This is a genomic window from Pseudomonas sp. KNUC1026 (assembly GCF_021650705.1).
GTDB lineage: Bacteria > Pseudomonadota > Gammaproteobacteria > Pseudomonadales > Pseudomonadaceae > Aquipseudomonas.
In genome coordinates this window covers 2,754,294-2,772,641 of sequence record NZ_CP087138.1, presented here as the reverse complement: position 1 = coordinate 2,772,641, position 18,348 = coordinate 2,754,294, and the positions used below count along the sequence as shown (strand labels likewise).

Genomic DNA, 18,348 nt, shown 5'->3' with positions numbered 1-18,348 from the left:
GGGTTGAACTCGGTATGCCGGCCCCGGTCTGAGCGAGCCATCTTTGCGACTGCTGCAAGCTCCTCAAGCGCTGCTAAGCTTCAGGCTGTACCGCCCGGCTGGGCGGCCTTTGAATCTGGGTGGAGGTCCTATGATCCGCTCGATGCTGTACGCGACCGATCTTGGGGTATATGCGCCTTATGTTCTGCAGCATGCGCTCGCTCTTGCGCGCAGTTTCAAGGCTGACTTGTACGTGATCCACGCTGTGGAACCCATGGGCCGTTTCGCCGAGTCGGTGTTGCAGAGCTATCTGGATGCGCCAGCGTTCAGGGCGTTCAACGATGGCGGGGTCACTCAGGTGATGGCCAATATCGAGCGGCGAGTGCTGCAGAGTTTTCGGGAAGACCTCTGTGATACTGGCCAGGACCTTGCACTGATTCGCGCAGTAAGGGTTCGCCAGGGCGACCCTGCTCAGGTGATCCTCGATCAGGTCAACCAGCTGGGCGTGGACCTGCTCGTGGTCGGCAGCCGCTCAGGCAATCAAGGGGCTGCCCACTCCATTGGCCGCACTGCGCATCGGGTGCTGCAGTTATCTACCACTCCCGTCTACCTTGTGCCTGAACCTGGCACGGCAAGCGAGCATTGAACCAGTCGCCAAATAGTTCTAGATTCTTGCTCGGACTATCAAATATAGTTATAAAAATTCCTGGCCACTATGGCCTCGCCACGGGCCGTGGATGGCCCGCGTGCTTCCGAGCCGAGGGAACCTCATGAAGCTTCAGCAATTGCGCTACATCTGGGAGGTCGCCCATCACGACCTCAACGTCTCGGCCACCGCGCAGAGCCTTTACACTTCCCAACCCGGTATCAGCAAGCAGATCCGTCTGCTCGAGGACGAACTGGGCGTCGAGGTATTCGCGCGCAGCGGCAAGCACTTGACCCGTGTAACGCCAGCTGGGGAACGGATCATCACTACCGCCGGCGAGATCCTGCGCAAGGTCGAGAGCATCAAGCAGATCGCCCAGGAATTCTCCAACGAGAAAAAGGGCACGCTCTCCATAGCCACCACCCACACCCAGGCGCGCTATGCGTTGCCGCCGGTCATCAGCGCGTTCATCAAGCAGTACCCTGAAGTGGCCCTGCACATGCACCAGGGCTCGCCCATGCAGATCGCAGAAATGGCCGCTGACGGTACAGTCGATTTTGCCATCGCCACCGAAGCGCTGGAGCTGTTCGGCGACCTGATCATGATGCCGTGCTACCGCTGGAACCGCTGCGTGGTGGTGCCCCAGGGCCACCCGCTGACCAAGGCCGGGAAGTTGAGCCTTGAGCTGCTGGCTGAACACCCGATCGTCACCTATGTCTTCGGCTTCACCGGGCGCTCGAAGCTCGACGAAGCGTTTCAGGAAAAGGGCCTGACGCCGAAAGTGGTGTTCACTGCCGCTGACGCCGACGTGATCAAGACTTACGTACGCCTCGGGCTTGGCGTCGGCATCGTCGCGCGCATGGCGGTGGACGACAAGCTCGACCCTGACCTTGTGGTATTGGACGCCGACCACCTGTTCGAGCCAAGTATCACCCGCATTGCCTTCCGCCGCGGCACCTTCCTGCGCGGCTTCATGTGCGACTTCATCGAGCGTTTTGCCCCGCACCTGACTCGCGAGGTCATGGCCAAGGCAATCGCGTGCCACAACAAGCAAGAACTCGAGCAGTTGTTCGAGGGCGTCGAATTACCGTTTCACTGAAGGTGTTCATGGGTGGTTTGCAAGACGCACTTTCAAGTGCAGACATGCTGTTGATCGATGATCTGCATGCGTTCGAATTCACTCTGGATAAATCAGGTTTGATTATCGAATGCATGGACGGCCGTGAACTCAGGCGTTGGCACTTTGTCCCAGAGTCGATTGCTGCCGCTCGGTTCGAACCCGAGGCGGGACATTGGCTGATCGACGGTCCTGACGGGGTCCATCGTTTGACGTGCCTTGATGCCTTCACTGCCACGGACGAAGACCCCGACTGAAACAGGCTCTGCCCGTGGCGTAACTTTCTCAGGATCGGGGACGTTCGTCATGTTCAGAGCCATCGTCAGTTCACTGCTGGCCGCCGGTATCGGCCTTGCCGGCACCAGTGCCCAGGCAGCCCCCAGCTACGACCTGCTCGTAGGCAGCTACACCGCAGGTTCAAGCGAAGGGATCTACCGCTACCGCTTCGACAGCGCCACGGGGCAGATCAGCGCGCGGCCTGTGCAGGTGGTGCCGGCCGAGAACCCTTCCTGGCTTGCGATCAACAAGAAACAGACCCGCCTGTTCGTAGCCAATGAGAACGGGCCTGGGCAAAAAGATGCTGTCGGCAAGGTCAGTAGCTATGGCATAGGGCCCGACAACACGATCACGTTGATCAGCCAACAGCCTACCGAAGGCGATGAGCCTACCCATGTCAGCTTGAGTACCGACGGCGATTTCGTTTTCGTTTCCAACTATGCGGTGCATCCGGAAGGCAACGCCAGCCTGGCCGTGCTCGCCGTTGACGACAATGGGCAACTGGGTAAGGTCGAGCAGCAGTTCAAGCACAACGCCAGCCACGTCGATCCTGAGCGCCAGGCCAGCAGCCATGTGCATTCGGTGGTGTCGTCGCCCAACAGAAGCCACTATGTCTACGCCAGCGACCTGGGCGCTGATCGCATCTTCATCTACCAGTTCACACCCTCCAATGCCCACTACCCGCTCAACCCCGCCGCACCGAGCTCTGTGATTCTCCCACCCGGCAGCGGCCCGCGGCATCTGCTGTTCAGCAAAAGCGGCAAGCAGGCCTACCTTGTGCTGGAAATGAGCGCTCAGGTCGCAGTGTTCGACTATCGTGCGGGCAACCTGATTCGCCAAACAATTGCTGGACCTGGCCGAAGGCAGCGGCCCGGTACAGGGGGCCGGGGGAGCTGTGCATCTTTCGGCTGACGGTCATTTTCTTTATGTAAGCAATCGCGGGAAGGTCAACCAGATCGTGGTGTACGCGGTGAACCTTGAAGACGGCACGCTCAAAATGGTGCAGCGCCGTGCTGTCGATGGGGATCACCCCGGGAGTTTGCGCTTGACCCCAGTGGTGCTTATCTGCTGGTTGCCAACCAGAAAAGCAACTCGATAGTAGTCATGCAACGCGACCCCAGGACCGGGCTGCTCGGCCACACTGTGCAGAAATTCGCCCAGGACGCACCTTCGGATCTCAAGTTCCTGAGCGCTCGGCCAGCAGGGTGACCCAAGGGCGAGCTTCTCACCTGAAAGCCCTAGGCTCTGTACGAAATGCATCCCAGCTCGCCCATGCCGCGTTGAAAACAGGCTCGATCGCGAGCCCGGTCGGAATGCTCATTTACAACCAGTAAACTCCGCTTCCTCCCCTGTTTTCGCCTTGCCTGGCCTTCGCTGGAATACATTTCATACAGAGCCTAAACAAGTAGTGCCGTTGAGTGATGGCAGGCCCGGATGATTTCAGGCTCCTTCTATAAAGAGCCTGAATATGCCTGATCTCAACACAAGATTCTTCGAACCCACACACTTGCGTTCGGCATTCCTTGCAACGCTTCAGCAAGCTGTGAATGCCCAGCAGCTAAGCTCGACAGAACAGAGTGACCTGACGGCAGCTGTTTTGAGGCTGCCCAGTTTCAATGGGCACATTTATGTTCTGAAATTCAGTGAAATCCTGTCAGGTGCACCTTCTCTGGCTGGCGCTCTGGTAATTGATGGGGCTGAGGGCGCCGGTGTCCATAAGTGCTACCTCTATACATTGGGAAGCGGGGTCAAAAGGTTTTCACACGGCAGATCGCTGCTGGACTATCTCAATGGCCTGGGTATCGAGACCACCTGCTTGAAGATCACGTTACCCACGGGTGTGACTGCGATCGCCGGCGTCCCTGCGCAGGAGCCCGATGCGCCGCTTGTACAGGCCACCCTTGAGCCTCTGGTGGGTGATGTATTCGCCAACCAGAAGCTCTCCTGGCTACGTTGGAGAAGCCAGGGAATCGAGGTTGCGGTTGATTGCCTTGGCAGGATGCCTTCGGTGGAAAGCGACGGTGGAGTAGACGTTATTCTGTCCCTGATCGATCTGTTCTGGATGCTCAACGGCCCTGCGTACGTTGCGTTCGAGCGGGTTTACCGGGATGCGTTCCTTGAGTGTTGGCTTGAGCGACGAGCCTCCGTCAGCTGGCCTGCAGCTGGCCAGGCCTTGCTGGAACGACCGCTGCTGCAGTTGGAGATATCTTGCCCCATCATGCGAGTCAAAGGGCCGCAGGAACTGGAAATCGACTACAACTTCGCAGGCGTTCTGGCGTTTTCCGATCCGGAGCTGGGGAGCATCCTTTACCTGCCCGACCGAGGGCTTACGTACTACTCTGATCGTGCGCAATTGCTGCAAGCCCTCGCAGTGGACGCCCAGGCTCGCGAAACCCTGGCAATGGCAGTACGGGAATTTCTCGACACGCCGGATGACCGAGAACTCAAACTGCAGCCCATCACTTCCGATCCTGTACGTTCAGCCTTGCGGTCTGTGATCAATGTACAACGCAGTGATCTGATCACTGCGTTGGAGATCACCAGGGGTTCCGAGCATTCAGCCGTCAACGCGGTGTTCGACAATGTGCTCGATGTTCGTCATCTGATAGACCCTTATCTGGCGGAATTCGACATTGCCGGGCGGTGGCTTGACGCGGACCCTGAGCAGCAGATGGCTGTGGACATCGATGTCAAACCGGCCAGCAGTGAAGCTGACATTCGCGCGTTGCTCGCCAATTGCAGAAGCTGGCGCCAAGAGCAAAGCCTTGCCGGGACTTCTGTTTCCAAGTTGGTGGAGTTGCTGCTGCAGCCATCGCTGGTCATATTCGGCACTGGGCTCGATGCCGCACAGGTTTTTCTGCAACTGCCCGTGCAAGGCAAACCTGCTCTTCAACTGAGCTTGCATGCCGCGTTACTGGAGCGCGTTACCGGGTTAACTCCCGGCCCACTTCCAAAACACACCAAGGTCATATTGCGCAATACGAACGGTCGGGTGGCCGCTCCGCCGCTTGAATGGGTCGAGGAAGCCCTGAGGCGCGCGGCACCCTTGGTGCTCAGTCGATGGGCTGCGTCGTTGAGCAAGCTGCTCTGGAGCGGCTTCCGTCAGGGCGGTAGGTGGTGGCCCTACGCCTTGCTGATGCAGCAGACACGGCAAAGGCTGATGGACCTCGACATTGAATTGGCCCGAAGAAAACAGAGCATCGGTGGCCCTCAACTAAGTGCTTTCGAACAAGCGCTGTGGCAGTCGGGCAGCATTCGAACCCTTACCGCAGTCGACCCTGACGGGCATTCACGCGCGCGCCTCAGGGAGGTATTGGTTTTACAACCCGAAAACACGCTGGCGGAGAGTTGGATCTGCTGGTCGGCTGTCAATGGCCTCGAGCAATCAGCCAGCCAGGCTGGCTTGTTCGCCCACTGGCTGGCTGCCCTGGCCGACAGGACTTTGCGCGATCAGTTGTTGGGAGGAGGGCAACCTCAGGTGTGGAGAGACCACTTACCTGCAGGAGTCACGTTGGTCCTCGAGCCGCTGCACCGTGAAAGCATCGAGCCCACCCGCCTGGAGCTTCCCGAGCCGCTGCGTACGGGAGTATGTGGGGCGCTTACGGTACTTGAGGCCAATGCCCGTGTCGAAGAGATAGAGCCGCTTGTACAAAAAGCGCGGCAGCTCAAGATGCCAGGCGATGTATTCGGTACGATGTTGACCGCATCGATGCGTCACGATGCCTTGCAGCCGGCGATATCGCGCCTGCTGCAAGCGTGGGGGCAGTTGGAACTGGAGCAACTGGTTGTAGGGCAATGGCCCAATGCTTCCAATCATGACAAGCAGGTGTTCCAGCGGCATTTGAGGAGAATACTGGCCGCCCCGGGCCAGGATCGAGATTTTCTCTCAGGCATGCCCAGCCCCAGGCAGATCATCTCTGAACGCCTGGCTCACCACCTGGCAGCGTTAGGGGAACGGCAAGTCCCTGCGGCGGAGCGTTTGATGGTCGTGGATGCCAACGCGCTGCCAGGGACGACGGGACCTTCTTTCATCGATTACGCCATGAAGCATTGCCCGAAGGGCGCATCCGGTGCCCAGTTGCGCGCTATCGACGGAACGCCTTTGCCCATCCTGGTTTCGCAACTGGACGTCAATGATCTGGTTCGCGACATTGACTGGGGTAAGACGCTGGCACGTTGGCTGTATGCCCAGATGAACCTGCAGGTATTCAGTGATGGGCGTGAACTCATTCAAGCGCTGAGCTGGCAGATGTCCCTGGCGGCGCATGTCCAGCACCTGCAAGGCACGTTGAGCCACCGTGCGTTGCAGTTGGTCGAGCGGATCGTGCTCGCGCCCGATGCCATCGCCCGTGCGACACTGCCAGCCGACCCGGTAAGAATGGGCCGGGTCCGCGTGGGTCAGCAGGTCATATCTGGTTGCATGATGATCGACTCGCCTGCGGGCGGGCCGATGGTGCTGCTATGTCTGTATCACCCTGAAGACGCCTTTCAAGAGTTCTCCGATCGGAAGGATTTCGAATCCACTCTTGCCGATGCCAGCATGTTGCAAAACCTGTTGCGGCAATATGGCCTTGACGAGGAGCAAGAACACGGCGTCAGAAAGCGCTCATTGATAGGCGATGTCGTCATCGACTGGCTGGAAGGCAACGCGCTTACGACCCTGTTGGCGGACATCCGCGACATCATTCAAGGCCTGGCCTCCAGCCAGTTCGATGGAAACGGCAGCCGCTGGGAAAGGTTCAGAGATCTGGTCGAGAAAATTGTCGAGCATGGCGCACTGTTGTTGCCTCAGCCATTGCGCCGCTTGTTCGGGGGATGGAAAGTCATCAAGCATGTCGAAAAGCTCTACAAGGCAGTATCCCAGCGGCGTTGGAACGAAGTGTTCGAGGATTTTTTAGCGACTGCCGCAGCGACAGCGGGCGTTCCCGGGCCAGCATCTGGTTCCAGTTCCAGTTCCAGTTCCAGTTCCAGTTCCAGTTCCAGTTCCAGTTCCAGTTCCAGTTCCAGTTCCAGTTCCAGTTCCGGCTCGGCGGGGAGCTCTCAATCAAGTGTCCCCCAGGTAGTGGCAACACCCGATTTTTCCTGGCGTGTGACTGGGCTGGACGCTGAGCTGCGGCAGCGGCTGTTGCCCTATGAGGCGCGGGTGGTGACGTTGGATGCCTCCAGCTTGCAACCAGATGGCGCCTACCACATGCAAGCCAGCATCTACATAGTGCTGGGTGGCAAGGTATTTCAGGTAGAACGGTCTGGAGAGGAGTGGAGGATCGTAAAGGCCGGGCAGCCTCAAGGGCCGCAGGTCGAACGTGTGTCCGATGCGCAATGGCGCTTGGCGGGGTTGGGCCTTCGAGGCGGTGGATGCATTGGTTCCTGTGGGCGTGCCACGGATGTGGTGCTGGCTGAGGTGGGTACACATTTCAATATTCAGGCCGCCAGCCTAAGCGCTCTGTGGGCCAAGTATCCCGCTTATGCCGACTTGCTGCACAGAGCCCTTACACAGATTGCACGCTGGCTTACACGCGCCTGGCAACGTTTGAGCCCTTCAGGGGTTATCGAGATCCAGGTGGTGCAGTGCTTCACCAGCGTGTTCGGCCCCATTCGCGCGTCTGAAACCACAGAAGACTTTCAGAAATGGGAGAGCGACCTGGCCCAGAGGCTCAAGGGGATGATCGAGCAACTTCACAGTGAACTGATACGCTTGCGGACCGGGCGAGGCGAGCGTTGGATCTACGGCCACAACCATCCTCAGCATCCGGATGCCTTGGCCTTCGTGATCAGCCCAGATGAACGCCAGCGAATCTTCCTGACCAACCAACTGTTCAACCCGGCCTGGCTCGACCCTATCAATCCTCGTGCTGGGGAGCTGGGTTTCGATGCCCGCTGCCACTTCGTCGCCGCCCACATTCTCCACGAAGTGACCCATCTAGTACTTGATACGGTCGATATCGACTATGTAGAAGCGAGCGGGGCCTTCACCGACATGCTTGGCTCAGGGATAACAGCGGGCCGGCTCAATGAACTGATCGGCAACCAGGCCTTGATGACCGATGCCACGCCCAGCTTGAACCTGTTCGCTCACCTTGAGTACATCCAGCAGAAAACACCGCATCTGGTTGCGGAGAGCCTGGGTTTCCAGCGGCTTTATCAGCTCAGCAATACGCACGATCTGGCTGCTGCGCGGTTGGCGTTCCAGAACCGACGCAGTGTGCGGACCGATGTGATACTGGCCAACGCGGATTCCCTGACTTTATTGATCATTCGTCTGGGCAGGGACATTCCGCTGCTGGTGTAGCGTCCAGGAATTGCTCAGGTTGGTAGCACAGAGCCAGCCTGCCTCCCGGTGATCAGGGTGCAGGGGCAGCGCTGGCGATGCCCGCCTGGAGCGTGCTGCTCGGTGCAGCTGGCAGTGGCCAGTGCGCCTGGGTGAAATGCTCCAACGCCTGCTCCATGAAACCGCGCGCCGCAGCCGGCCCCAGCTCCCGGACCAGCAAATCGACCGCCAGAATGGCCAGTTCCTCGGTGGAGCCTGGGCTACGCGAGCATTGCCCATCCAGCCAGCGGGCCTTTATCGCAGCTTGCAGTTGCACGGTGCTCATGGCGGTGGTCGCTCGCGTAGGGGGTATGGAGCAGTAAAGCACGGGCGCGCACGATATGCCCGAGGGCTATGGAGGCTGCTCGTAATAATTGGTCACAAGAATTCGGTTTTACAGCACTTCCGGTTTGGCAAACTGCTGCACCTTGCAACCTCTGCGCCGATCAACGGTCCCAAGCACGTTGATGCAGAAGGAAAAACCCGTTCGAGAGGAAGCGACATGCCCTGCACCCGTTTCACCCTGCTGGCTCTTGCCAGCCTCGCCCTGCTCACTGGATGTGCCGGTGGCAGCAATACCGACACCGCTGGCCAGGCAGCAAGCCCTGCGCCTTCTTCGCCGAGCAGCAACGTCGGCGACGGCCGTTGCACTGCCCCCGGCGCTCAATATGTCGTCGGCCAGCTTTCGAGCCAGGCATTGCTGGACCAGGCGCGGGTGCGCTCGGGTTCGCAAGTGGCCCGAGTGCTGGGCCCGCGTGACATGATCACCATGGACTACCGTTCGGACCGGCTGACGCTGTATGTCGACGATTCGGGCAAGGTGTTGCGCGCCAACTGCGGTTGAGTGCCAAGGCGGAGCAGCGCAAGCTGCCCCGCGTCCACTAAAGCGAGAAATCGCCCTCTGCGGCAATTTCGCCCACTGGCTTACGCGGGCTGGGCGTTTCGCGGGCTTGCAGGTATTCCGGCAGGCTGGCCTTGTCGCCCAACTTGCCGATAGCCACGGCAGCATGCAGTGCGTAGCCCTCAGGAATGCTCAACTCTTTGCGAGTCAGGTCCTGATCGAAACCCGCCATGCCATGGGTGTGCCAGCCATCGATGCTGGCCTGCAGGGCAAAGTAGCCCCAGGCAGAGCCGGTATCGAAGGTATGCCAGAGCGCGGGGCTCTCCTCCGTCGCGCCGGGCGCAACGAAGGTGGTCTTGGATATCACGATCACCAGGGCGGAGGCGTGCTGCGCCCAGTTGCGATTGAATTCGTTGAGCAGGCCGAGAAAACGCTCCCAGTTCGGTGTGTCGCGGCGTGCGTACAGAAAACGCCAGGGCTGAGAGTTGTAGGCCGAAGGTGCCCAGCGGGCAGCCTCGAAGAAGCCCAGCAATGTGTTTTCGTCGATGGTCGAACCATCGAACGCGCGCGGTGACCAGCGGTTGGTGAACTGCTCGTGAATGGCGTAATCGGCAACGCGTGGCGTGTCGCTCATGGATCGGTCCTTGTCGTCTGGCATGAAAACGCAACGCTACTTCGATGCCCGGTCGATGACAAGCCGTATCGGCCGCCTTAGACTGGCGCCCCTTTTCAAGGCCACGTTAATGAGCAGCCAAGCCACCGCATTCTGGAAGCGCAAGACCCTTGCCCAACTCGGCTCAGCCGAATGGGAATCGTTGTGCGACGGGTGTGGCCTTTGCTGCCTTCAAAAGCTTGAGGACGAGGAAGACGGCGCGGTGTACTACACCCGTGTGGCCTGCAAGATGCTCGACCTCAGCAGTTGCCGCTGCACCGACTACCCCAACCGCAAACAGCATGTGCCCGATTGCATCGAGCTGACGGTCGAGCAAGCCGACCAGTTCAATTGGCTGCCGCCCAGCTGCGCCTATCGGCTGGTCGCTAACGGCCAGGATTTACCCGACTGGCATTACCTCGTATGCGGCGATCGCGATCAGGTTCATGTGCAGCGTGTTTCCCAGGCGGGGCGTATGTTCAGTGAAACTGCAATCGATGAAGACGACTGGGAAGATCATTTGATCTTCCGGGCCGGCTGATCACGACAGGGGCGGTGCCTTCGGGTCTTCACCGGTCACGGTCGCAGTCTCTGTCGCGGCGATGGCGCTGTCTTTCAAGGCCTTGAGTTCGGCGCCCGCCTCAGCCAGGTGCGCGCGGATCTGGTCGGCGTCGCGGCGGCCGCGTTCGAGCAGTTCGCGAGCTTTGCTGTGGCCGGTATAACCGCGCACCAGGGCTGCGCCGCCGAGAGCGACCTGCAACAGGCCGATCACGCCACCTCTTGCTACGCCCTTGCCAACCAGCACGATACCGGCAGCGAGCGAGCCGGCACGCTCCCACCCTCTGACGTTATGGTCTTGCTCGCTGGGCGTGTCGATGATTTCCTGCAGGCTGCGGCGCATGGTGTGCTCCTGAACGATGGCTGATAGCTAACTGACCTGCCTGCCCGTGTACGCGTTCCCGCGATTATCAGGAGAGCTTCTGCCCATCGGCCATGCGCAGGCGGCGTGACAGCGCCACGGCAATGGCGCGGATGATCTTGGCCGCGACCCGGGCGCCTCGGCCATCATCTTGTCGAGCGAGTCCTTGCCCAGGCTCACGAACTGCACTTCGGTCGCCGCTACGCAGGTGGCCGAGCGCCGCTCACCGTCGATCACGGCCATTTCGCCGAAGGAGCGGCCCTTGCGCAGCAGCGCAACCTCTACTTCGTTACCTTCAAGGTCGACACGCTGCACCGACACGTTACCGTACTGGAGGATGCACATGAAGTTGCCGGCGTCGCCTTCCTTGAAGATGACTTCACCTTGCTCCATCTTGACGAGGCTGAAAAACCCGGCGGCGGTGGCGCAGTCCTCCGGCAGTAGCTGGTTGAACAGCCCACAGTCCATCAGGATGATGCGGATTTCGTTGTTGAGCGCGCTGCTGTTGGCCATGGTGGCAATCAGTCTCCCGGTGCGTGTTCAGCCAGGCCCAGGGCCTTGAACATGAACGCATACTCTACCGCATCGCGGCGGATCCGGTCGTTGCGGGCGAACGGGGCTCCGTGTACGCCTTGCAGATCCGTCATCAGTAACAGCAGGTGGTCATCAACCTTGCGCTCGCGCAGCCGCGCCACCCATTTGGCTGGTTGCCAGTATGGCACCTGGCGGTCCAGCAAGCCCGCGCTGACCAGCAACGCCGGATAGGCCTGGTTCGAGACGTTTTCATAAGGTGACCAGCGGCGTATCTCGGCGTTCTGCTCAGCCTGGCGCGGATCGCCCCATTCCTGATACTCCTGAGTAGTCAGTGCCAGATCCGGGTCCGACATCGCCGTGAGCACATCCACGAAGGGCTGGCGAGCAATAGCTGCTCGGAACAGCTCGGGGCGTCGATCGAGTACCGCGCCCACCAGCAGGCCTCCTGCACTGGCGCCGTGGATAACCAATGCCTCTGCGGTCGTCCAGCCTTCTTCGATCAGGTACTCGGCGCATGCGATGAAGTCATCGAATGAGCGCTGTTTGTTCAGGCCTTGGCCTGCAGCGTGCCAGGCTTGACCGAGCATGCCACCGCCGCGCACATGAGCCGTGGCCAATGCAAAGCCTCTGTCCAGCAGGCTCAGCGCCGAGTAGGAAAACTCAGGCTCCTGGGTGACGCCATATGCACCATAGCCGCTGAGCACCAGGCGTAAGGCGCCTCGGTGCTGGTGGTCGGCGCGCAATGTGATGCTGATCGGTATACGGGTGCCGTCGGCACTGGTGGCCCACAGCCTTTTGCTCAGGTACCGGGTGCTGTCGAAATTACCCTGTACCGGATAAGCCTTGAGCACGCGCTGGGCGCCATTGTGCTGGGCGCCACCGCGCTGGGCGCCACCGCGCTGGGCGCCATTGCCCAGGTCGAGCCAGCGCACTTGCCGGGATGAGTGAAGGATTCGTAGGTCAGCAGCATGCCGGTGCTCTCGTAGTCAGGCAGCGCACCGAGCGCGATGCTGTGCAGCGAGTCGGGAAACTCGACGCTGGTAACCAGCGTGTGCGCGCGGAAAATACGCAGCTTGAGTTGGCCGCTGTCGCGCATCAGAACCAGCAGCCCGCTTGCGAAGGGGACCATGCGCTCGATCGCTTGCAGGGGCTCGGCGGCCGCGATGACCTGCCAGGTCGGCGCTGTAGATTTCGGTGACGATGGCATGCGCATTAACTGTGCAGGCCCTCCAGCCTGCGCGCTGAGGCAGAACCAGTGCGGCTCGTTTCCCCAGTGACCATGGTCGAGCCGGGCGCGGCGTTGTTGGGTGCGGCTTATCAGGCAACTGAACTGGCCTTGAGCATCATTGGCGGCCGCTACCCATACCTCGCTGGCCCCCGGGCCTATGCTGTGCAACAGCAGCCATTGGCCCGAGCGGCTGCGGGTGCAACTGAGGTCGAAGCGGTCGTCGGTTTCCTCGAATACAGCGCTGGCCTCGGCATCACCCAGCCGGTAGCGCAGCAGGCGATGGCTATGCCGCGCGTTGGCCTGGGCGCACAGCAACGTCTGGCTGTCACTGGCCCAGGTCAGGCTGCCATCGAAGCCTTCCACAGGAAGGCGGAGCGCCGGCGTCTGTGGCACTTCGAGGTTCTGCACGTAAAGCCCGGGTTGTTGGCCGATCAACACGCTGTAGGCCAGGTAACGGTGGTCGGGGCTGGCGCTGACGGTGCCGAATGCTATCTGACCCTGGTGTGCCAGGGCATCGGGTGCAAGAAGCAACTGCTGTTGCAGCGGGTCGATGTTCAGAGAGCCATCGGCCGGCAGGGGGCACCGGTAGTAGTTGCTGAAGGCCTGGCCGAGCTGCTTTTGAAAGTAGTACAGCCATGGGCCAGAAGGCGTGGGCACCGAAAGGTCGGCGGCTTGGTAACGGCCGTGAATTTCTTCGTAGAGCTGCTCTCGCAGCGCTTCGGTCTGCCGAAGGAAATGATCGGTGCGAGCATTTTCGTCCGCGAGCCATTGCAGCGTGCGGGGAGAGGTTGCGTCTTGTAGCCAGGCAAGTGGGTCGGGAGTGGCTTGCATGTCGGGGCTCCTGTGTTCAGAGCGCCGCAGTCTGCGTGGCGGGCCGTTGCGGCCCGCCATCGATAGTTAAACCGCCAACCCCAGCACCCGCAGCAGGAAGGCGTATTCCAGCGCCGCATCACGCAGCCCCTGATAGCGGCCGCTCATGCCGCCATGGCCAGCCTCCATCTCGGTCTTGAGCAGCAGCAGGTTGCTGTCGGTTTTGGCCGCGCGCAGGCGTGCGACCCATTTGGCGGCTTCCCAATACTGCACGCGGCTGTCGTTGTAGCCGGCCACCACCAACATGGCGGGGTACGCCCGGGCACTCACGTTCTCGTCAGGGGGCGTAGGCCTTGATGCGCGCATAAGCCTCCGGCTCCTGCGGATTGCCCCATTCGTCATATTCGGTGACGGTGAGCGGCAAGTCCGGGTCGAGCATGGTGTTGAGGGTGTCGACGAAGGGCACCTCGGCGATCGCCGCACCGAACAGGTCGGGGCGCTGGTTGAGCACCGCGCCGATCAGCAGCCCACCGGCGCTGCCGCCACTGATAGCCAACTGCGCAGGAGTGGTCAGGCCCTGGCTGACCAGGTGCTCGGCGCAGGCGATGAAGTCGCTGAAGGTAGTGGGCTTGTGTTCGAGCTTGCCGGCCCGGTACCAGGCCTCGCCCATCTCGCCGCCGCCGCGCACATGGGCGATGGCGAAAGCGAAGCCGCGGTCGAGCAGGCTCAGCCGCGCGTGGGAGAACCACGGGTCGAGCGTAGTGCCGTAGGCGCCATAGCCGTAAAGGTAGAGCGGCACCGCCTGGCCTTGCAGGTCGCGGCGCACCACCAGGCTGATCGGCACCTGGGTGCCGTCGCTGGCAGTTGCCCAAAGGCGCTGGCTGACATAGGCATCGGCGTCGAAGCCGCCCAGCACCGGGGTTTGCTTGAGCACTTGCTGTTCGCCGCTGGCCAGCGCCAGTTGGCGAACCTGGGCGGGGCGGTTCAGGGCTTCATAGCGCAGGCGGATATGCGGGCCGTCGAACTCGAGGCTGTCCTGTACGTAGAGGCTGTAGGCAGCATCGGGCAATTGCACTCGGTAGGCTGCGGCATCCCCGGGGCATACCTCGATCACCGGCAGGCCGTTTTCACGCAGGCTCAAGGCGTGGGCGCTGCGGTTGAGGGTGATGCCTTCGATCATCACCTCCGGATTGTGGGGTACCAGGCATTGCCACAGCTCGCGCGATGGAACTGCGCCTTCGCTGTGGTAGACGGCGAAGTTGATACCGTCTGCGTTGGTGCGGATGAACCACTGCGACTGGCCTTGCAGGCAGCCGTGGTCGAGGTCGTATTCATGGCCTTCGGTACGGGCGGCCACCTGGGTGAAAGGCTGCTCGGGCGTGGCCGCATCCAGCACCCAGCTTTCGCTGGTGGTCTTGCTGCCCAACTGCAGCACCAGGTGCTGCTCCGAGCTGGTGCGATAGCAGTGCAGGAAGAAGCGCCCATCCGGCTCTTCGAACACACACTCGGCGCCTTCCTTGCCCAGCCGATGCCGCCACAGGCGGAAGGGCCGGTGGGTGTCGTCAAGGGTGGCGAAGAACAGCGTCTGGTTGTCGTTGGCCCAGGTGATGCTGCCATCGCAATCCTCGAAAGGCAGTTCGGTGACCGCGCCGCTGGCAAGGTCCTTGACGAACAGCCGGTAGATTTCGTCGCCTTCGGTGTCGAGGCTGTAGGCAAGCTGGCGCTGGTCTGGGCTCGCTGCAAAGGTGCCGATCGAAAGGAAGCCGCCACCGGCCAGTTCGTTGGGGTCCAGCAGCAGCTGCTCCGCTGAGGCGCCTACCACCAGGCTGCCGTCGGCCGGGCGAGGGTGACGGTAATAGCGTGGGTATTCATCACCGGCGGTGGTGCGGGTGTAGTACAGCCACGGGCCCCAGGGGAGGGCAGCGAAAGGTCGGTTTCCTGGATGCGCCCGCGGATTTCCTCGAACAGGGCGTCGCGCAACGGTTGCTGCGGCGCCAACTGCTGTTCCAGCCAGGCGTTTTCGGCGTTGAGGTAGTCGAGCACTTCGGGCGCATCGCGCTCCTGCAGCCAGGCATACGGGTCGGCGCCGTCACCTGCGCGGGCCCGGGGGCGGTGTTCGTCATGGCAGCGTCCTCTGGCAAAAGCCGCTATGATAGGTGCCCTTGCGTTGGGCGTCCTTCCAAATTCCATGACAGAACACGATTACTTCATTGCCTGGTGTATCTACGCAGTCGCGGCGCTGGGCTGCCTGCTGGTGTGGTTTCGCCTGACCGGCTGGCTGTGGCGCTGGTTGCGCGAGCCGTTGCGGCTGCTGGCTGCGGTGGCGGTGTGCACGCCTACGGCGGTCGACTCATCCTCGGCCAAGCTGGCCCCGGCGTTGGCGGTGGTCGCGCTGGACGTGCTTTTCAAGGACACCTCGCACATCTGGCAGGCGGCATCCGAGCTTGCCATGTACGCGGTCATCGCAATGATCGTTTACGTGGTATTCGCGCTGATCCGCTGGCCGTTCGAGCGCGCTGCACGAGCCCGGCGCGCCGAGCGCGAGGCGCGCGAGCAGGCGCTGGCCAAGGCACAGGCCGATGAAGCCCCGGCCGTGGTACCTGCCGCCCCGGAACCGGTTGCCGAGGCGCCCCGTCCATCTGCGCGCGGGCGTATCGAACCTCGTCTCTAGGAACTTGCCATGTGCGAACTGCTGGGCATGAGCGCCAACGTCCCCACCGACATCGTCTTCAGCTTCAGCGGGCTGATGCAGCGCGGTGGCCGCACCGGGCCGCATCGTGATGGCTGGGGCATCGGTTTCTACGAAGGCCGTGGCCTGCGCCTGTTCCAGGATCCGGCCGCCAGCAGCGAATCCGAAGTGGCGCAACTGGTGCAGCGCTACCCGATCAAGAGCGAAGTGGTCATCGGGCACATCCGCCAGGCCAACGTCGGCCGCGTGCGCCTGGCCAACACCCACCCCTTCGTGCGCGAGCTTTGGGGCCGCAACTGGTGCTTCGCCCACAACGGCCAACTGGCCGGCTTCAGCCCGCCGGCCGGGTTCTACCGCCCGGTGGGCGATACCGACAGCGAAGCGGCCTTCTGCGACCTGCTCAACCGCTTGCGTGCAGCCTTTCCCGAGCCGGTGGAGCCTGAGCAATGCCTGCCGGTACTGGTGGAGGCATGCCAGGGTTACCGCGCGCTTGGGGTGTTCAACATGCTGGTCTCCAACGGCGACTGGTTGTTCTGCTATTGCTCGACCAAACTGGTGCACATCACCCGCCGCGCGCCCTTCGGCCCGGCTCGGTTGAAGGACCTGGAAATGGTCGTCGACTTCCAGGCCGAAACCACCCCCAACGATGTGGTCACGGTGATCGCCACCGAGGCCCTGACCGACAACGAAACCTGGCACCCCTACCTGCCTGGCCAATGGGCGCTGTGGCGCCAGGGCGAGTGCCTGGCACAGGGCTCATCCGAATAAGGACTGCACATGCTGCGCAGCTACATGCGTTTGATCGTTTTCGCCGCCTGCCTGCTGCTGGGGGTGCAATGGCCCGGCCTGCTCAACGACTACACCACCCGGGTGCAGGCACACCTGAACGAAGCCCGGGCCAGCCTGCAAGGCTTCAGCGACACCGCCGGCAAGTTCTTCGGCGGTGACCTTCAGGCGTTGGTGCAGCATTACCAGAGCAGTGATGACCCGGTGTTTCGCAGTGATGCCCAGAGCGTGGCCACGCTGGTAGCCCGCGAGCAAACCCTGAGCCTGGAATGGTCGGCGTTGCAAGGCCGGTGGTACGAACGCAGTTGGCACGTGCTGACCCAGGCCGATGCGCAGATCCGCGACGAGACCTTGCAAGGCTACAACTACCAGGTGCCGCTCTCGCCTGAAGCCATCGGCTGGGGCGTGGGCCTGGCCGTTGCGCTGGCGCTTGCGTTCGAATGGCTGATGATCGGCATCGGCTACACCTTCGGCATCCGCCGGCACAAGCCGATCCCCGAAAGCTGGCGCTAGGCGCCAGCGATTTCCTGCCTTCTCAGGCGCCCTTGGCGCAGCGCTTGAGGTTCACGGGCCCGACGAACTCGTTGCCGTGGCCCATCACGCACGCCACTTGCTGGTTGCGGGCGCGTTCCCAGCCTTGCACAGGGTAGGTCTTGTTCCAGGCCTGGAACAATTGGGTGTCCTGTTTGGACAGCCGCAGGCCGTAGCGCTTGCTCATGTAGAAGTAAGTGCGGGCGATCATGCCGCGGATGCTCGGGCGCGGCATCACCTTCTTGGCCTTGAAGTCCACCTGGGTCAGGCAGGCACCGTACTGGCCGCGCTGTTCGGGCAGCCAGCCGAAACTGAAGTTGTTACGGTCGCCATTCACCTCGCCGATGCTGGGCACCAGGTTGAACAGGTCAGCTTCGGCGCGCTGGTAGGTCTTGTCATGGCGTGTGCAGTTGCTGCGCCCACCTTTCTGCCAGCACTGGCGCAAGTGGCCGATCTGCCAGGCTGGAACGATGTGTTCCCACTCCACGCGCTTGGCGCGGTTGGCGTTCTTGCGGGGGATGTAGCCGCAGCTGGCGAGGTCTACCCGGTTGCCGGTGTACTTGCACCCGCAGTAGAACTCTGTGGATTGCGGTGCGTACAGGCCCCAGGCGACTTTCTTGGCCTGGCTGAAGGTCGCAGGGGCATCGGCCTGGGCTGCACAGGCCATCAACAGCAAACCGGCGGTAGCCAGCAAACGTGCGTGCAACGTGTTGCGCAAAGAGTCAATCATTACCGGGCACCGTCCAGAACAACTGGATGCCACCGTCATCGCGCCAGGCGAGGGTGACGTTATCGTTTTCGGCGATTTCCTGAAGCATGCGCTCCCAGTCGTCGGGGTTCTCCCCGGCCTGGCGAAACAGCAGCGCGCTGCGGCTGCTCTGCGCGCGCGTGGAGTTGATGATCTTCTGGATGCGCAGCCCCAATTGCTCGTAGCTGCCGAGTGCAGAGGTGTTCACGAAGTTTTTCCTCATGTTGCTGTATGGGCGTACAGTATTGGGTTGTAGCCCTTTTCGCAACGGGTTGTCAGAAAACT

The 18,348-nt window shown here is 61.6% G+C and carries 17 protein-coding genes and 3 pseudogenes; 11 read left to right on the top strand and 9 right to left on the bottom strand.

The window, feature by feature from the left end:
- The first annotated feature begins 130 nt into the window (after nt 1-130).
- The 6 genes and pseudogenes from LN139_RS12870 (at nt 131) to LN139_RS12850 (ending at nt 8,307) form a co-directional block, all read left to right on the top strand.
- Nucleotides 131-625: a universal stress protein gene (locus tag LN139_RS12870; protein ID WP_236354031.1), complete on the top strand. Its 495-nt coding sequence runs from the start codon at nt 131-133 to the stop codon at nt 623-625.
- Nucleotides 626-749: 124 nt separating this feature from the next.
- Nucleotides 750-1,724, top strand: a complete 975-nt coding sequence (gene cysB, locus LN139_RS12865) for an HTH-type transcriptional regulator CysB (RefSeq protein WP_236354029.1) — start codon at nt 750-752, stop codon at nt 1,722-1,724.
- A gap of 8 nt (nt 1,725-1,732) precedes the next feature.
- Nucleotides 1,733-1,999 carry a DUF5629 family protein gene (locus tag LN139_RS12860; RefSeq protein ID WP_236354028.1) on the top strand — a complete coding sequence of 89 codons (267 nt, stop codon included), beginning with the start codon at nt 1,733-1,735 and terminating at the stop codon, nt 1,997-1,999.
- Between the two features lie 49 nt (nt 2,000-2,048).
- Complete coding sequence (locus LN139_RS12855; RefSeq protein ID WP_442964308.1) at nt 2,049-2,930, top strand: lactonase family protein; 882 nt, start codon at nt 2,049-2,051, stop codon at nt 2,928-2,930.
- Nucleotides 2,914-3,227: pseudogene (locus LN139_RS25685) on the top strand (lactonase family protein). The gene LN139_RS12855 and the pseudogene LN139_RS25685 overlap by 17 nt, the downstream one beginning before the upstream one ends.
- A 259-nt stretch (nt 3,228-3,486) precedes the next feature.
- Complete coding sequence (locus LN139_RS12850; protein ID WP_236354027.1) at nt 3,487-8,307, top strand: dermonecrotic toxin domain-containing protein; 4,821 nt, start codon at nt 3,487-3,489, stop codon at nt 8,305-8,307.
- Nucleotides 8,308-8,359: 52 nt separating this feature from the next.
- Here LN139_RS12850 and LN139_RS12845 read toward each other — a convergent pair whose 3' ends face one another.
- Nucleotides 8,360-8,611, bottom strand: coding sequence for a hypothetical protein (locus tag LN139_RS12845; protein ID WP_236354025.1), 252 nt, complete (start codon nt 8,609-8,611; stop codon nt 8,360-8,362).
- A 216-nt stretch (nt 8,612-8,827) separates the two neighbouring features.
- Here LN139_RS12845 and LN139_RS12840 point away from each other — a divergent pair, with 216 nt between their 5' ends.
- Nucleotides 8,828-9,169: an I78 family peptidase inhibitor gene (locus tag LN139_RS12840; protein ID WP_236354023.1), complete on the top strand. Its 342-nt coding sequence runs from the start codon at nt 8,828-8,830 to the stop codon at nt 9,167-9,169.
- Nucleotides 9,170-9,206: 37 nt separating this feature from the next.
- Here the strand turns inward: LN139_RS12840 and LN139_RS12835 are convergent, their stop codons facing one another.
- Nucleotides 9,207-9,800 (bottom strand): nitroreductase family protein, encoded by a 594-nt coding sequence (locus LN139_RS12835; protein ID WP_236354019.1) that lies wholly within the window; start codon nt 9,798-9,800, stop codon nt 9,207-9,209.
- 109 nt (nt 9,801-9,909) lie between these two features.
- Here LN139_RS12835 and LN139_RS12830 point away from each other — a divergent pair, with 109 nt between their 5' ends.
- Nucleotides 9,910-10,359, top strand: coding sequence for a YcgN family cysteine cluster protein (locus tag LN139_RS12830; protein ID WP_236354018.1), 450 nt, complete (start codon nt 9,910-9,912; stop codon nt 10,357-10,359).
- Here the strand turns inward: LN139_RS12830 and LN139_RS12825 are convergent, their stop codons facing one another.
- From LN139_RS12825 to LN139_RS12805, 5 genes and pseudogenes are all read right to left on the bottom strand, one after another.
- Nucleotides 10,360-10,719, bottom strand: a complete 360-nt coding sequence (locus LN139_RS12825; protein ID WP_236354016.1) for a YgaP family membrane protein — start codon at nt 10,717-10,719, stop codon at nt 10,360-10,362.
- A 67-nt stretch (nt 10,720-10,786) separates the two neighbouring features.
- Nucleotides 10,787-11,250, bottom strand: a pseudogene (locus tag LN139_RS12820) (Crp/Fnr family transcriptional regulator).
- Between the two features lie 8 nt (nt 11,251-11,258).
- On the bottom strand, nt 11,259-12,122 hold the full coding sequence (locus tag LN139_RS12815; protein ID WP_236354014.1) for a prolyl oligopeptidase family serine peptidase: 864 nt from the start codon (nt 12,120-12,122) through the stop codon (nt 11,259-11,261).
- On the bottom strand, nt 12,071-13,390 hold the full coding sequence (locus tag LN139_RS12810; protein WP_268944736.1) for a hypothetical protein: 1,320 nt from the start codon (nt 13,388-13,390) through the stop codon (nt 12,071-12,073). The genes LN139_RS12815 and LN139_RS12810 overlap by 52 nt, the downstream gene beginning before the upstream one ends.
- Nucleotides 13,391-13,396: 6 nt before the next feature.
- Nucleotides 13,397-15,499 (bottom strand): annotated as a pseudogene (locus LN139_RS12805) (S9 family peptidase).
- Here LN139_RS12805 and LN139_RS12800 point away from each other — a divergent pair.
- The 3 genes from LN139_RS12800 to LN139_RS12790 are packed head-to-tail and all read left to right on the top strand — an operon-like array spanning nt 15,498 to nt 17,297.
- The gene (locus LN139_RS12800) at nt 15,498-15,980 is read left to right on the top strand and encodes an MFS transporter (protein ID WP_236354011.1); all 483 of its coding nucleotides are present in this window, start codon (nt 15,498-15,500) and stop codon (nt 15,978-15,980) included. The pseudogene LN139_RS12805 and the gene LN139_RS12800 overlap by 2 nt on opposite strands.
- 9 nt (nt 15,981-15,989) lie before the next feature.
- Nucleotides 15,990-16,766, top strand: coding sequence for a class II glutamine amidotransferase (locus LN139_RS12795; RefSeq protein WP_236354009.1), 777 nt, complete (start codon nt 15,990-15,992; stop codon nt 16,764-16,766).
- Nucleotides 16,767-16,775: 9 nt separating this feature from the next.
- Complete coding sequence (locus LN139_RS12790) at nt 16,776-17,297, top strand: DUF2937 family protein (protein ID WP_236354008.1); 522 nt, start codon at nt 16,776-16,778, stop codon at nt 17,295-17,297.
- A 22-nt stretch (nt 17,298-17,319) separates the two neighbouring features.
- Here the strand turns inward: LN139_RS12790 and LN139_RS12785 are convergent, their stop codons facing one another.
- Nucleotides 17,320-17,982 carry an endonuclease gene (locus LN139_RS12785; protein ID WP_236360387.1) on the bottom strand — a complete coding sequence of 221 codons (663 nt, stop codon included), beginning with the start codon at nt 17,980-17,982 and terminating at the stop codon, nt 17,320-17,322.
- 55 nt (nt 17,983-18,037) lie between these two features.
- Nucleotides 18,038-18,271, bottom strand: coding sequence for a DUF1654 domain-containing protein (locus LN139_RS12780; protein WP_097084916.1), 234 nt, complete (start codon nt 18,269-18,271; stop codon nt 18,038-18,040).
- Nucleotides 18,272-18,348 lie beyond the last annotated feature (77 nt).